Here is a 13157-nt window from a genome sequence, read left to right on the forward strand (position 1 = left end):
ACGGTGATGGGATTGTTGACCTGCAGGGTCGCGCCGTTGTTGGTCACGGCATGGCCGGCGTCCACCCCGATGTCGGCGTTCAGCAGCAGATTGCCGCTGGTGAACACCACATTGGCCCCCGTGACCTTGATGAAGCCTTTGTCGGCTTCGGTCAGGCCGCCGCTCAGGCCGGTCAGCGTGCCGACGGCCGTGCCGCTGCCGCCCGCGATGCTCAGGTCCTGCGTGCTGGCGGACGTGATGTCGCCGGCGATTAGACCGCTGTTGGTAATCTGCCCGATAGCACTCATGCTATCGACCTCGATGGCGTTGTACAGGCCGGTGATGGTGCCGCTGTTCGTGACGGAGCCGACACTACCGCCCACCTGAGCCAGGATGCCGGCATAGGGACCGCTAGGGTTGCCCATGATCGTGCCGCCCACGCCGCCGGAGATCAGGCCGGAGTTGTCGATCGCCTGGATGGTACCGGCCATCGCGGCCACGCCGGAGAGGCTGCCCGAAATCGTGCCGGTATTCGTCAGGCTGCCCACCGTGCTCGTATTGAGCGCGAGGACGCCGAACATGCCGTTCACCAGACCGCTGTTGTCGACGCTTCCTATACCGCCGCCGTTCTGGGAGACGACTGCGAACCCGACGTTGGAAACATTGGTCGAGGAGCCCAGGATGGTCCCGCTGTTGGCCAGGGTGCTTATCGTGCCGCCATTGTTGTCCACCCCCGCGATCCCGCTACCGGCCGGGCTGGTACCCGAGATGAATCCCAGATTGTTCAACTGCACGATAGTGCCGGCGTTGCTGACGCCCACACCGGTACCCGTGATGCTTCCGCCGACCGAGTTGATTATGGAGCGGATCGAGCCGGTGGAAGTGTTCTGGACGCCCATCGGGGTCCAGGTAGTATCGGTGCCCGACACCAGGCCACTGTTCTTCAGCGTGTCGATCTTGCCCAGGTTCTGGATACCCACGTCCACTCCAACGATGGTACCGAAGTTGGACAGCTCCCGGCCGGATAGGGTGTTGTTCGCCTGGATGGCGAAGGACGCGCCCGAAATGGTCCCCGTGTTCATGACGGAAAAATCGCCGCCAGTCCACTCATAGCATCCCGTCGACGAATTCACGACGGCGCCCGTCCCCGCCGTGGTGCAGGGAACGGCCGCTGCCATGCCGGGAAGCAGGCTTGCCGCCAGCAGCGAAGCGCCGGTCAGGACCTGCAAAGGTCCCGTCTGCCGCAAGGCCATCCCGGCCTTCGGCATGGCGCCATTTCGAAATGAGTGATTGCCTTGCTTGCGCTGCTTCTGCTTCACGGCCTTTTACTCCGCGTCGCGCTCCCGGCGACGTCATGTTGTGCATGGACAGCAGGCCTATGCTCATGCGCGCGACGCGCGGGTCAAGGGCCTGGGCTGCATGGGGAGGGCAGAAGGTACCGTGCGGGACTCGCTTCTATTTCGCGCAAAAACGCTGAAGAAGACCGGCTTTTCTCCACAAAGCGTTCGTATTTCAGATTATTGCTCTGCCGTTCGCAAAGGTACGCAAACCCTTCCGCACCGCCGATGAGATCCAGGCTCTGTGATCGATCGCGGCTAGGGCGCGCAGAATGCGTTCATCTGCTCCACCCCGAAGGCGATCTTCACCTGGGCGTGGGGCTTCATCCTTTCAACCGCGTGGGTCATCGATTCCAATAGCGCGGCTGCGGATGGCGATAGCGTCCTCCCCTTCTTCTTCACCACGTAGAGGTTACGCTTCAGGACCGGCTGTACCAATGGCTTGAAGCACAGGCCAGCGGACACCAATGGTTGCGCGGCCAGCGCCGGCAATGCAGCGTAGCCCATGCCCCGGTTGAGCAAGGGAAACAGCGACGACATCGAGCCCACCTCGTAGCCCGGCTCCTTGAAACGTCTGGCGATCCTGGGATGGAGATCGATCAGCGCACGAATGCCGTTCGAAGGATGGAGCCCTACCATCGTGTGGCCGGCCAGGCGCGACCAGGGTATCGGCCCGTGTTCGAACGCCAGGGGGTGTCGTGGCTCGAACACTGCGCCGTACAGGTCTGTCAGGATCTTCGCCGTATCCAGCAGGGGCTCGGGCCGGAACAGTGTGGTGACGCCAAAGTCGGCCTCGCCCGACAGGACCAATCGGCATACGCCTTCCGTCGTGTCTTCGCGCATCCTTACGGTGATTCCGGGATAAGTGCCGGCCATCTCTATTACCGCAGGCGACATGACGTAGTTGATGAAGGAAGCCGCCGCCGCCACGACCGCGGAGCCCCGCTGCCGGGTGGCGGCCATCCGCATCTCTTCGAGCGACTCCTGCAGATCGCGCAACATCCGTTCCGCGGCGGGAAGGAACTGCTCCCCTTGCATCGTCAGCTGCACGGCACGGGTGGAGCGGTCGAACAGCCTCAGGCCGATCTCGCTCTCCAATGCCTTGACCGAGGTGGTCAGCGTGGACTGCGTTACATGCAGCTTCTCTGACGCCCGCGTAAAGCTGCCTTCGCGCGCTACCGCGGCAAAGGCACGCAGCTGCTTGAGCGTGATATTGGCGAGATGCATTTATTCAATAATGCGATAGGTCGATAAATATTATTCGATAGCATCTATTCTTCGGCGTTCTTAGACTTATATCGACAAATACCAGCCCTGACAAGACTTGGATACAGGAGACAGCAATGCAGGCAACGACCCCCACGCCGGCGGACGAACCCCCGCGCCGCATCGACGGCGCCAGTGCCTGGTTAGGTCCCCAAATGGCCTCCGACGGCCAATGGGTCGAACACCTTTCGGAAGCGGAAGTGGCCGAGGTGCACCAGGCAATCGCCCGGCACAAGGCTTCGGGTCGCGCGTTCGGCGACATCGACGTCGCGAGTTTCGCGCTGCCCACGCTGGGTCCAAGGCTGAAGCGCATGCTGCGGGACGTCATCGACGGCAGGGGCTTCGTCCTTATCCGCGGGTTTCCCGTCGCACGCTACTCGACGGAGGAAGCCGCCATTGCCTATCTGGGCATGGGTGCCTGGTTCGGCAGCTTTCGCTCCCAGAACGCCGCCGGCCATCTGTTGGGACATGTCCGCGACACCGGCGCGGACATCAACAAGCCGCAGACCCGCTACTACCAAACCAACCGGCAACTCGAATATCACACGGATTCGTGCGACATCGTCGGATTGCTGTGCCTGAAGACGTCGCGGTCCGGCGGAGAGAGCCGCATCGTCAGCTCGGTCTCGCTTTACAACGCGATGATGGAACAACGTCCCGACCTCGCGGCCGAGCTGTTCCATCCCTTCCCGACCGACCGCCGCGGCGAAGTGCCCGACGGTGCCAAGCCCTGGTTCGACGTTCCGGTCTTCAACTGGTGCGACGGCAAATTGACCACGATCTATGTCGGCCAGTACATCCGCAGCGCGCAGGCCCTCTTCCCTGAAGCACGCCGTTTGACGGACAAGGAGCTGGAAGCCTTGGCCCTGCTCGACGAGCTCGCCAACGACCCTCGATTCTGCCTGCAGATGGAGTTTCTGCCGGGCGACATGCAGTTTCTGCACAATCATCAAATCCTTCACTCCCGCACGGATTACGAGGATTGGCCTGAACCGGAAAGGAAGCGACACCTGCTTCGCCTATGGCTGGCGCCCGAGGAGGGGCGCGCTCTGCCACCGTCGTTCGCGGCGCGGTACGGATCCCTGACCCCCGGCGCGCGTGGGGGCATCATCGTCAAGGGCACGACATTGAAATTCGAGCTGGAACCTGCCTAGGGCCTGTTAACGCTAGAAGGAGCCTCGCATGAGTACGCAAACCGGTGGATGGCAAGGCACGAAGCGCAGTCGTGGTGATGCCACGGCGAGCATTCGTAACGCGGCCAGGCGCCGGTTTGCGTACTCACCCTTCGGCCAGTGCGAGGCTCCTTCTAGCGTTAACAGGCCCTAACCGCGCTTACAGACAAAACAACGTTTCGACAGGAACGGGGAGACAAACATGAAACGACGTGACTTCCTTGCAGGAAGCAGCCTGGGGATCCTTTCGGCGGGAATCCTTGGCAACAGCCCTGCCGCACTTGCCGCCGTGGACGCGAGCGGCCAAAGCTGGCCGACACAGCCTATCAAGATCATCAACGCCTACCCGCCCGGCGGTATCGTCGATATCCTGGCCCGACTGATAGGCGCCGAACTGGCGCGCGATTTCGGGCAGCCGGTGATTGTGGAAGACAAACCGGGCGCCGGCGGCAACATCGGTACCGCCTACGTGGCGCGTGCCGCCGGGGATCCCTACACACTGCTGCTGGGCGCAAGCGGGCCGCTGGCGATCAACGTGTCGCTGTATAAGAACCTGCCCTACGATCCACGCAAGGACTTCACACCCATCACCTTGCTGGCCGCGACGCCGCTTGTGCTTGTGACCGGCGCGAAATCGGGTATCACGTCCGTCGACCAGTTGATGGCTCAGCTGCGCGCCAGCGCGAAGCCGCCCTTTTACGGCTCCGCGGGTACGGGGACACCGCAGCACCTCGCCGGAGAGATGTTCAAGCAGAAAGCGCACGTACAGGCGACTCACGTCGCCTACAAGGGTGGCGCGCCAGCCGTCGTGGCCGTGATCGGCGGGGAAGTGCTTTACGCGTTCGAGAATCTGGCGCTGGTGTTGCCTCATATCCAGGCTGGACGAATGCGGGCTCTGGCCGTCACCAGTCCGGGCCGCACGGCGCAACTGCCCGACGTCCCGGCAATGTCCGAGCGCGCCGTCCCGGGCTTCGAGGCCCGCGGCTGGTACGGCCTGCTGGCGCCCGCGGGCATTCCTCAGGCGGCCGCCACGCGCCTGACCGACGCCACCATCCAGACCGCTGCCCGGCCCAATGTGCGGAAGGTCATCGAGTCATTCGGTTCGGACAATGTATCGAACGGGCCGGCGAAGTTCTCGGAACTGATCGCGTCGGATATCGCGAAATGGCGGGACATCATTGCCGCGGGGGGCATCAAGCTGGAAGGGTAGATGGCTGCCCCACCGGCCGATCCCGGCATTACGCACTCGTGCGCCGCAAGGGCCGCCTGCGTCCGACCGCCGATGTCCCGTTCCTGCGCCTGCCCGCCCAGCACGGCGGCCTGGCGACTGTACCCCGTTGTCGACCTAAGCCGTATGCATTCATCGACGCGATCAGGGAAGTCCCGCCGCCAAAGGTGTATCGTTTACGGGGCGAGCATAGCCGCGAAGCGCAGGTCTGAATCCGGATGGAGAGCACCATGCTCACACTCTATTCCTACCCCGAGCTGTTCGGCGTCGCCGACAACAACCCATTCGGCCTGAAGGTATATGCCTTTCTGCGCCTGGCCGGCCTGCCCTTCAACCATCAACACATTTTCGACAGCCGACAGGCGCCGCACGGCCAACTGCCGTACATCGATGACGACGGCACCACCGTCGGCGACAGCAGCGCCATCGTCGCACACTTGATAGACCGGCACGGCCTCTCCATCGACAGCGCGCTGAATCCGTCGCAGCACACCCAGGCATTCTGCGTAAACCGCGTCCTGGACGATCTCTATTGGTCCATGTCTTATTCACGCTGGAAAGACGACCGCTACTGGCCCCACTTCCGCGATGCCGTGCTGCGTACGCATGCGAACGTCACCGCGGAAGAAATGAATGCCGCGCGCGCCTACAACTTCGAACGCTACCGCTACCAGGGCATAGGACGCTACGCACCCGAAGAAGCCTACCGCCGCGGTCTGGACGACCTGCGCGCCATCGCGGCGATGATGGATACCCGCCCTTTCTTCTTCGGTGCCACGCCCACAAGCGTAGACGCGAGCATCTACGGCTTCGTCGCCAACATCCTGTTCTATCCGATCGACACGCCGCTACGTGCGTACGTCGTATCTCAGCCGGGGCTCGCCCAACACTGCGAGGCCATTCACGGGCGCGTTATGGGGACGAACTCGGGCTGACCGAACGCTCGGAAACCGGCGCGCTGTCATGCCCGTACGTGGATATCCATATCGATATGCACGTTTCTCGGCTTGCGGCGTAGAGAGGCACCAGGTAGCCAAAAAATCGCTAAGTTATAGATTTTTATTGATTTTATTGGCGGACAGAGGGGGATTCGAACCCCCGATACGCTTTTGACGTATACACGCTTTCCAGGCGTGCGCCTTCAACCGCTCGGCCACCTGTCCTGATCCGGTACTGCTGCGGGCTTTGCCAGCCCGTTTGTCTTGCATGCCGCTTGTCCACCGCTCGACGCAACCATCGCCAGACGATGCTTGCCCGGGGCCTTGATGCTTCCCCGGCGCGCGGATTGGGGCCAACTGCAACTGCCAATAGCAACTGCAAATAGCAACTGCAAATAGCAACTACCGGCCCGCCAAACGGCAATCCGCGATTCTAGCAGAATTTTATGTATCCAGTCTTGGCCGCCCTGCCCGCCCGAACCGGGCCGCCCGGCCAAGACCCCGCAACCGCTCCCGCGAGAACCGCCCTCGGACAGCCGCCCACGTCGCCGCCCATTAGCCCTCCATCCCGCCATCAAGGCTGGGCGAACACCACACTCTCGCTGGACTCCACCTTGCAGAAGCGCGCGATGCTCTGCATGGAATTCGCGTGCTCCTGCGCGCTATGGGCCGCGCACAGATCCTCCAGCACAATCATCTCGTAATCGCGATCATGTCCGTCCCGCACGGTCGCCTGCACCACCGCCTGCGTGGAAACCCCGGAACAATAGATCCGCTGCACATTCCGCGTACGCAGCTGGACTTCCAGCGTAGTGGAATAGAACGGGCTCACGCGATGCTTGACGACCTGCAGATCGCCCGGCTTCTGTTCAAGGTCGGGATGGATCTCGGTGCCCCAGCCGCCCAGCTTGAACAGCCCATGCTGCGCGGCAGCCGCGAATACCGGCGACCCGGGCGGGCATTCCGGATAGCCCTCGGAAAAGCCGACCCGCACGAACCCCATCGCGATACCCGCCGCGCGTGCCTTGGCGATCGCCTTGGCCGTCCGGGCGACAAGATTCCGTTCGCGAACCTGCTCGCCCATGGGCGTCTTGCCGTTCGGGCCGTCCGCATGGACCAGGTCGTTCTGCATATCCAGTACGAGAAAGATGGACGAAGGTTGCCGCATAGTGTTTTCCCAGGTTTGTTCAAGACTCAAACGCAACGGATGCCGCCATGGACACCCATCCCGCACGGCATCGAAGACGGTTGACGGTGCGGGAAGCGTGCCCGCTTGGACCAATGATAGATCGCCGCGTTCGCCCCTACGAGCCGCAACGGCGGCAACGTTTTTCCTGGATTATTTGGCGCGCCCGCTGGAATCTTTTCAACGATAAATCAACAGACCGGGGATATTCCGCTCACACCCGCTGCAGATGACAAACATAACTCGATTATCAGCCGGCCACCCCTGCCACTGGATGTTCGGGCAGGCGTCTTGACCGGCCGCGGCGCGGCAGCCCGCCGCGCCGCTTCTCTCAGCCACTGAAAGCGCCGAGCCGCCCCGGATCCGCGGGGCGGGCCGGTCTCGTTGTGTTCGCAAGACCGATTACGTGTTAGCCGCGTAGGGGCGCGCATGCGCCCATGTTTCCCCGACCCCGCCGTATACCCCAGACGGAGAGTGAGATGGCAAGAGAACAACGTTCCCCCTCAAATAGATCAGCCGGCACCGCAGGCCAGGACGCGAAGCGCCGACGCATCTTCCCGGCGTTACGCCGAGCCCATCGGCTGCTCGGCATCACATCCCTGACGCTATGGGCGGCGCCCGGCGAAGCCTCCACGTTCCTCGGCGGGGCTACGACATCCTCGCCGGTAACCATCGGCATCGGCGCCGATGATCCTTCCTGCAGCACCAACACGGGCTCGAATGCCTGGGGCGCGATCGCCGTCGGTTGCGGCGCCAACGCCGACATCGCCGATCCAACGGATTTCCTGCCGGGACTCGGACTCAATGGCGGTATCGCCGTGGGCAACGGCGCCAGCACGACCGGGGCCAACGACATTGCGATCGGCAGCAGCACGCAAGCCCACAGCGACAGCGCGATCGCCATCGGCGTGGGCACCGTCGCCGGCGTCGCGGGCACGAATGTCAACAACCCGACCGCTATCGGCGTCGATACCATCGCCACCGGCACGAATGCCATCGCCATGGGCACCACCGCGCGCGCCAGCGGCAGCAGCGCGGTCGCGGTGGGTCCCTGGTCCAATGCCGGTCCGGCGAATACGGTCGCGGTGGGCCCCCACACGACGGCGGCCGGCATCGAGTCCACGGCAATCGGCTATCTTGCCCTGGTGCCGTCCGGCAGCGGCGTTGCCATCGGCAGCCGGACTATCGCCGAGGGAGGTTACGCGGTGGCTTTGGGCAGTGGCGCCGCGGCACGCTCCACCGGCACGGCCAACGGGTCGCCCATCGCCATAGGGTCGAACGCCAATGCGACCGGCGTGTACGGCTCGCCCAATCCCATCGATCCGGGAGGCTCGACCTTCGAGGCCGTCGCGATCGGCAACGCCGCGACGGCAACAGGCCAGATCGGCACGGCGCTGGGCTGGACCAGCGCCGCGACAGGCCTCTGGTCCACTGCCGTTGGCGGTGCAGCCGCGGCCACGGCGGACAGGGCGACGGCGGTGGGTGTAGGCGCGCAGGCCAGCGCGCCCGACGCCCTGGCCCTGGGCTACGATGCCGCCGCCACGCAATCCGGTAGCGTCGCACTAGGCCCGGGTACCCGGACCGCGGTCGGTGCACGCACCGCATACGTCGCCTACGCGCTGGCCGCGCCGCAAACCTCGGCAGGCGAGGTGTCCGTGGGCAACGCGGGGGCGCAGCGGCAGATCACCAATGTCGCGGCCGGCGCCGCGCCCACCGATGCGGTGAACATCAGCCAGCTGAACCAGATCGCGCAGAACACGGCCGGCTCGTTGGGCGGGGGTGCCTCGTACGACGCGGCCACAGGCGCGTACACCGGGCCGGGCTACCACGTCGGCGGACAAACATACAACACCGTCGGCGATGCCTTGGCGGCACAGAACGCCATCGTATCGACGCAGGGCAATAGCGTGGCGACTTACCTGGGCGGCGGCGTCACGTATAACGTGGCCACAGGCTCGCTGGCCGGCGGTTTCACCATCAACGGCAACAGCTACGCGACGCTGACCGATGCCATCGGCGAGTCCCGGCACATCGTCAACAACCTGGTGCAGGGAACGGCCGGGCTGGTCCAGCAGCAGGACGCGGCGGCGCCTATCACGGTAGGCGGCCATACCGGTGGCACGACGGTGGACATGTCCGGCACGGCGGGCAACCGGCGGGTCACCGGCGTGGCCGATGGCGTCGCCCCCAGCGATGCCGCGACCATCAATCAACTCGATACTGTCACGCAGCGCGTCAACGGCCAGTATGCCCGGCTGAACAACCGCATCCATGGCGTTCAAAGCCGCGCCAACGGCGGTATCGCCGCCGCGATGGCGATGGCCGCCTTACCGCAGGCCTATCTGCCCAGCAAAAGCATGGTCAGTCTGGGCGGTGCCACGTGGAACGGGGAAAGCGGCTACGCGCTCGGGCTTTCCACCGTTTCGGATAACGGGTCGTGGGTATTGAAGCTGTCAGGCGCCACCTCGTCGCGCGGCGACTACGGCGGCGCCGTGGGTGTCGGCTACCAATGGTAGGCCAGGCGCTTCGGATCCAACACATCGAATGACAGGCCGACGCGACGCGCGGGCCGATGCAGGAGTTTGACGCATGCAAAGATACAAAGCCCCTATCCTGGCGTGCGCCGGGTTGATGTTCAGCTTCGCCCTGGCCGGCTGCGGAAACGTGAGCAAGGTAGACAGGAACGGGCAAGCGACGGCGCTGGTCTGGCCCGATATCTCGCGGGCCTCGCGATCCAAGGGGATTTATCCCGATCCGCATCATCTCGCCATGGTGCGGCCCGGCATGGACAAGGACCAGATCTACGATCTGCTCGGGCGCCCGCATTTCCACGAAGGGTTCCTGATGGTGCGCGAATGGGACTATCTGCTCCACGTCCGCACGGCCTCCGGCGACGAACTATGCCAGTACAAAATCCTGTTCGACCGCGATCGCACCGTGCGCAGTACCCATTGGCGCGAACCTGCATGCGAAGCGGCAATGAAGAAAGCGATCTCGACCATGGCGGGCGACGCCATGCACGCCGATGGAACCCACGCGCGGCTGGCCGCCGGAACGCCGGCATGATGCGCGCCAAGACAGTCTGCGCCGAGCCACGCCGCATCCCGGCCCGAATCTCGGCTCCGGCCAAACCGGCCCTGTTGGAGACCGCCATGCAAAGGCTGCTGCCGGTATGCCTGATAGCGACGGCCGCAATGGCCGTCGCCGCGTGCCAGCCGCTGTCCGCCGGACGCACCGCGCCGGCCGCCATGCCACCCGGCCCGCAAGGCGCCGTGGGCGCGGCAACAAAGCCCGGCGTGCCTACGGCCCTGCAGGCTGGCCCACCCACGGTCGAATTCCGCCTGGCACAGACAGAGGCCGCTCCGGGATTGCACGCCCTGCAACTGGGCGGGCGGCAATTGTGGATGTTGCAACAGCCGGTCCTGACGCGTACCGACATCGTATCGGTCACGCCGGTCAGAAGCCGCGCCGGGGCAAGCTATGTGCGTTTTCAGTTCGCGCCCGCGGCCGCACCGCGTCTGGCTGCGATCGCGAAGCACTATCCCGGCAAGTTCCTGTTGCTCAGCATCGACGGCGAGTTGGCCGCCGCCCCCACCCTGGGCGGCCCGATGAACGACGGGGTGCTGTTCGTGCCCGTGGTCAGCGACCAGCAGGCTGCCCAGGTGTCCGCGGCGGTAGCCGGCGCCCCGATGCCGGCGGGACGCTAGCGGCAATCTAGTCGTCCAGCTCCAGATAGCCTTCGACGGCCGCGAGCACGGTCTCCATCTGCACGGTATGCGCGAAGCGGAAGGGATCGCCGTAGATGGTCTCGTCCGGAAATTCCGTGATAAGCACCAGCGGCACGTCCTCGCCCACGCCTTCGGTTCGCAGCACCGGGATGCCGTTCATCACCTCGAATCCCCGCTGCAGGGCGTGTGTTTCGAACATGCGCATCTGCCGTGCGTTGTACTCCACCAGCCCCGGCACCCGCGCCGCGACGCGCGCGGATACATGCCGCAGCAAGGCATTGGCCTGGTCTTCCCAGCCGGGATGATGGCGCAGCACCAGAAAATAGCCCTTGGGCACCGTCCACAGTTCGAAGCCGCGCGGCAGATACCCCGACAAGGGGCGGGTCCACTCGTGGGCGGGATAGCCGTGCAGGTTCACATGCAACTGGGCGCCGGTCGTTTCGTACGCCTTGCGGCGCGCATCCCGCTCATACCACGGCGCGCGTTCGCGATACGCGAGGTCATCGCCCAGGGCCGAGTAGCGCGCGGCATGGGACATATGGCGCGGGTTGTGTTCGCACAGCTCCCGATGCAGGGCGTAGCCATCGGGATTCTCCGACGCGAACAGCACGAAGTGCGCATTCGGCTGTTGGCGCAACACCTGCGCGGCGCGCAGCGCCCCCACCACGCCCGAAGTCTCGTTCGCGTGCTGGCCGCCGGAAATCACGACAGGCTTGTTTGCTCCCTTGACATACGTACAGAGCACCGGCCGCCCCTGCCGCGTCGGGACGGAATAGGGTTCGCCGCCGATCCGCGCCATCTCGTAAGCAATGCGCGCCAGAGACAGCGCGCCATCGACCTCTTCCAGCGGCGGCCCGGCGCCGTCCGGTGTCGTTGCCGCCACGGCGGGAAAATCCCGGGTCTCGACGCGCACCCACGCGGGCCCATCCACACGGCGCACATCGGGCACGATCTGGCCCGGCTGCAGGCCGCGATTGCCCAGCGGGCGTCCCGAATGCATCTGGAAGACTTCCAGCAGCCCGAAGTACAGTTCTTCGTGCAAGGCTTCGACCGTGCTCGCGACCTCGTCGTGATAGTTCAGGTCGCGCTCGATGCCGGGTATATCGACGCGGATATCCAGGCGCTGGAAATACGGTTCCTTATCGCCCCACTCGTGCGCCCGGACCGCGTCCATGATCTCGGCGAACACCTGGGAATACTCGGTGGGCCGCGCCTCATCGATTTCCACACCATCCGGCCTTCCCTCGACGCGGACCCAGCCCGTGGGCGACAGGGCTGCCACGCCGGCATGATCCGTCGCCACCCGGTTGGGCGCGAACACGCGCGCCGTTTCCGTACGGCCATCGGCATACCGCAAGACCACTTCGTAGTGCAGGTCCGCGTCGCCGGCCAGGAACTCCAGCGCCACGCCGTCCAGCAGCCCGGCCAGCGGGTACGCCTCCAGCGTGAAACGCCGCTGTACCGCCTCTTCGCGAACCGGATAGCGCACCGAGACGGACGCCAGCCCATCGGCATCGGCTTCTTCCAGGAAGAAATGCACCAGCGGCTTGTAGGCGCTGCGGAATACCGCCGTCACACCGGCGTCGGCCAGGCGCCGTTCCGCCGCGCGGCGCGCCGCCTCGTCCTCGAAGAGCCAGGCCTGCACATGCGCGCCCCGGTAATCATCCTGCTCGAATTCCCGTACCCACGCATCGAGGGTGCGGTCGAAACGCTTGTCCAGCAATACAGCCATGGCTTATACCTTTCCAGTGGGATCCAGACGATCGCGCAGCCAGTCGCCCAGCAAGTTCAGGCCCAGCACCGTCAGCATGATCGCCAATCCCGGGAACACGCTGACCCACCACGCGGTCTGCAAATAGGTACGCCCGTCGGCCAGCATGCCGCCCCAGCTGGGAATCGTCGGATCCACGCCCAGCCCCAGGAAGGTCAGGCTGCTCTCCAGGAGGATATTGGTGGCGACATTCAGTGCCATCAGGATGATCAAAGGGCCCAGCAGATTGGGCACGATGTGATGGCGGATCATGGCCAGGTCGCGCACGCCGAACGCGCGCGCGGCCTGCACGAACTCGCGCTCGCGCAGGGCAAGTACCTGCCCCCGCACCAGGCGCGCATACTGCACCCACTGCGAGATGACCATGAAGAAAATCACGTTGAACAAGCCGCCGCCAAGGATGGAAATAAACGTGATGGCTACCAGGATGAAGGGCAGCGCCAGCTGCACATCCGCGAAGCGCATCACGATCACGTCCCAGACGCCGCGGTAATAGCCCGCGATCAAGCCCATGACGGTGCCCAGCAGCGCGCCGAAGAACACCGAGACGAA

Annotated in this window: 11 protein-coding genes and 1 tRNA gene; 6 read left to right on the forward strand and 6 right to left on the reverse strand. The window is 64.6% G+C overall.

From position 1 onward, the window contains the following. Positions 1-1298 (reverse strand): beta strand repeat-containing protein (locus ACO1P8_RS00005; protein ID WP_486293912.1); only part of this gene is annotated, 1298 nt, incomplete at its 3' end. A 276-nt stretch (positions 1299-1574) separates the two neighbouring features. Next, positions 1575-2543, reverse strand: a complete 969-nt coding sequence (locus ACO1P8_RS00010) for a LysR family transcriptional regulator (RefSeq protein WP_486293913.1) — start codon at positions 2541-2543, stop codon at positions 1575-1577. Positions 2544-2737: 194 nt separating this feature from the next. On the opposite strand from ACO1P8_RS00010, the gene ACO1P8_RS00015 reads away from it, so the two are divergent. The 3 genes from ACO1P8_RS00015 (at position 2738) to ACO1P8_RS00025 (ending at position 5917) form a co-directional block, all read left to right on the forward strand. Continuing rightward, complete coding sequence (locus ACO1P8_RS00015) at positions 2738-3736, forward strand: TauD/TfdA family dioxygenase (RefSeq protein WP_486293914.1); 999 nt, start codon at positions 2738-2740, stop codon at positions 3734-3736. Between the two features lie 220 nt (positions 3737-3956). Then, on the forward strand, positions 3957-4964 hold the full coding sequence (locus ACO1P8_RS00020) for a Bug family tripartite tricarboxylate transporter substrate binding protein (RefSeq protein WP_486293915.1): 1008 nt from the start codon (positions 3957-3959) through the stop codon (positions 4962-4964). A 248-nt stretch (positions 4965-5212) separates the two neighbouring features. After that, on the forward strand, positions 5213-5917 hold the full coding sequence (locus tag ACO1P8_RS00025; protein ID WP_486293916.1) for a glutathione S-transferase family protein: 705 nt from the start codon (positions 5213-5215) through the stop codon (positions 5915-5917). A 137-nt stretch (positions 5918-6054) separates the two neighbouring features. Here the strand turns inward: ACO1P8_RS00025 and ACO1P8_RS00030 are convergent. Together ACO1P8_RS00030 and ACO1P8_RS00035 are read right to left on the reverse strand one after the other, a co-directional pair. Further along, a tRNA-Ser gene (locus ACO1P8_RS00030) sits at positions 6055-6145 on the reverse strand. A 349-nt stretch (positions 6146-6494) separates the two neighbouring features. Further along, a complete protein-coding gene (locus ACO1P8_RS00035; RefSeq protein ID WP_486293917.1) occupies positions 6495-7088 on the reverse strand; it encodes a cysteine hydrolase family protein in 594 nt (197 codons plus the stop codon). 497 nt (positions 7089-7585) lie between these two features. Here ACO1P8_RS00035 and ACO1P8_RS00040 point away from each other — a divergent pair, with 497 nt between their 5' ends. The 3 genes from ACO1P8_RS00040 to ACO1P8_RS00050 all read left to right on the forward strand — a co-directional run bounded on the left by ACO1P8_RS00040 (position 7586) and on the right by ACO1P8_RS00050 (position 10813). Beyond that, positions 7586-9622 (forward strand): YadA family autotransporter adhesin, encoded by a 2037-nt coding sequence (locus tag ACO1P8_RS00040; protein WP_486293918.1) that lies wholly within the window; start codon positions 7586-7588, stop codon positions 9620-9622. Between the two features lie 73 nt (positions 9623-9695). Continuing rightward, positions 9696-10172, forward strand: coding sequence for an outer membrane protein assembly factor BamE (locus ACO1P8_RS00045; RefSeq protein ID WP_486293919.1), 477 nt, complete (start codon positions 9696-9698; stop codon positions 10170-10172). An 86-nt stretch (positions 10173-10258) separates the two neighbouring features. Further along, a complete protein-coding gene (locus tag ACO1P8_RS00050; protein WP_486293920.1) occupies positions 10259-10813 on the forward strand; it encodes a hypothetical protein in 555 nt (184 codons plus the stop codon). A gap of 7 nt (positions 10814-10820) precedes the next feature. On the opposite strand, the gene ACO1P8_RS00055 is transcribed toward ACO1P8_RS00050, so the two are convergent. Both ACO1P8_RS00055 and ACO1P8_RS00060 read right to left on the reverse strand, forming a co-directional pair. Then, on the reverse strand, positions 10821-12566 hold the full coding sequence (locus ACO1P8_RS00055; RefSeq protein ID WP_486293921.1) for a M14 family metallopeptidase: 1746 nt from the start codon (positions 12564-12566) through the stop codon (positions 10821-10823). 3 nt (positions 12567-12569) lie between these two features. Continuing rightward, the coding region (locus ACO1P8_RS00060; protein ID WP_486293922.1) for an ABC transporter permease at positions 12570-13157 on the reverse strand (588 nt) is incomplete at its 5' end.

The sequence above is a fragment of the Bordetella sp. genome (assembly GCF_057362025.1).

What these genes read in the sequence shown, in the direction of transcription:
- ACO1P8_RS00035 (WP_486293917.1), bottom strand. Translation starts at nt 7,088, where the DNA reads ATGCGGCAACCTTCGTCCATCTTTCTCGTACTGGATATGCAGAACGAC.
- ACO1P8_RS00045 (WP_486293919.1), top strand. Translation starts at nt 9,696, where the DNA reads ATGCAAAGATACAAAGCCCCTATCCTGGCGTGCGCCGGGTTGATGTTC.
- ACO1P8_RS00055 (WP_486293921.1), bottom strand. Translation starts at nt 12,566, where the DNA reads ATGGCTGTATTGCTGGACAAGCGTTTCGACCGCACCCTCGATGCGTGG.
- ACO1P8_RS00010 (WP_486293913.1), bottom strand. Translation starts at nt 2,543, where the DNA reads ATGCATCTCGCCAATATCACGCTCAAGCAGCTGCGTGCCTTTGCCGCG.
- ACO1P8_RS00050 (WP_486293920.1), top strand. Translation starts at nt 10,259, where the DNA reads ATGCAAAGGCTGCTGCCGGTATGCCTGATAGCGACGGCCGCAATGGCC.
- ACO1P8_RS00015 (WP_486293914.1), top strand. Translation starts at nt 2,738, where the DNA reads ATGGCCTCCGACGGCCAATGGGTCGAACACCTTTCGGAAGCGGAAGTG.
- ACO1P8_RS00025 (WP_486293916.1), top strand. Translation starts at nt 5,213, where the DNA reads ATGCTCACACTCTATTCCTACCCCGAGCTGTTCGGCGTCGCCGACAAC.
- ACO1P8_RS00020 (WP_486293915.1), top strand. Translation starts at nt 3,957, where the DNA reads ATGAAACGACGTGACTTCCTTGCAGGAAGCAGCCTGGGGATCCTTTCG.
- ACO1P8_RS00040 (WP_486293918.1), top strand. Translation starts at nt 7,586, where the DNA reads ATGGCAAGAGAACAACGTTCCCCCTCAAATAGATCAGCCGGCACCGCA.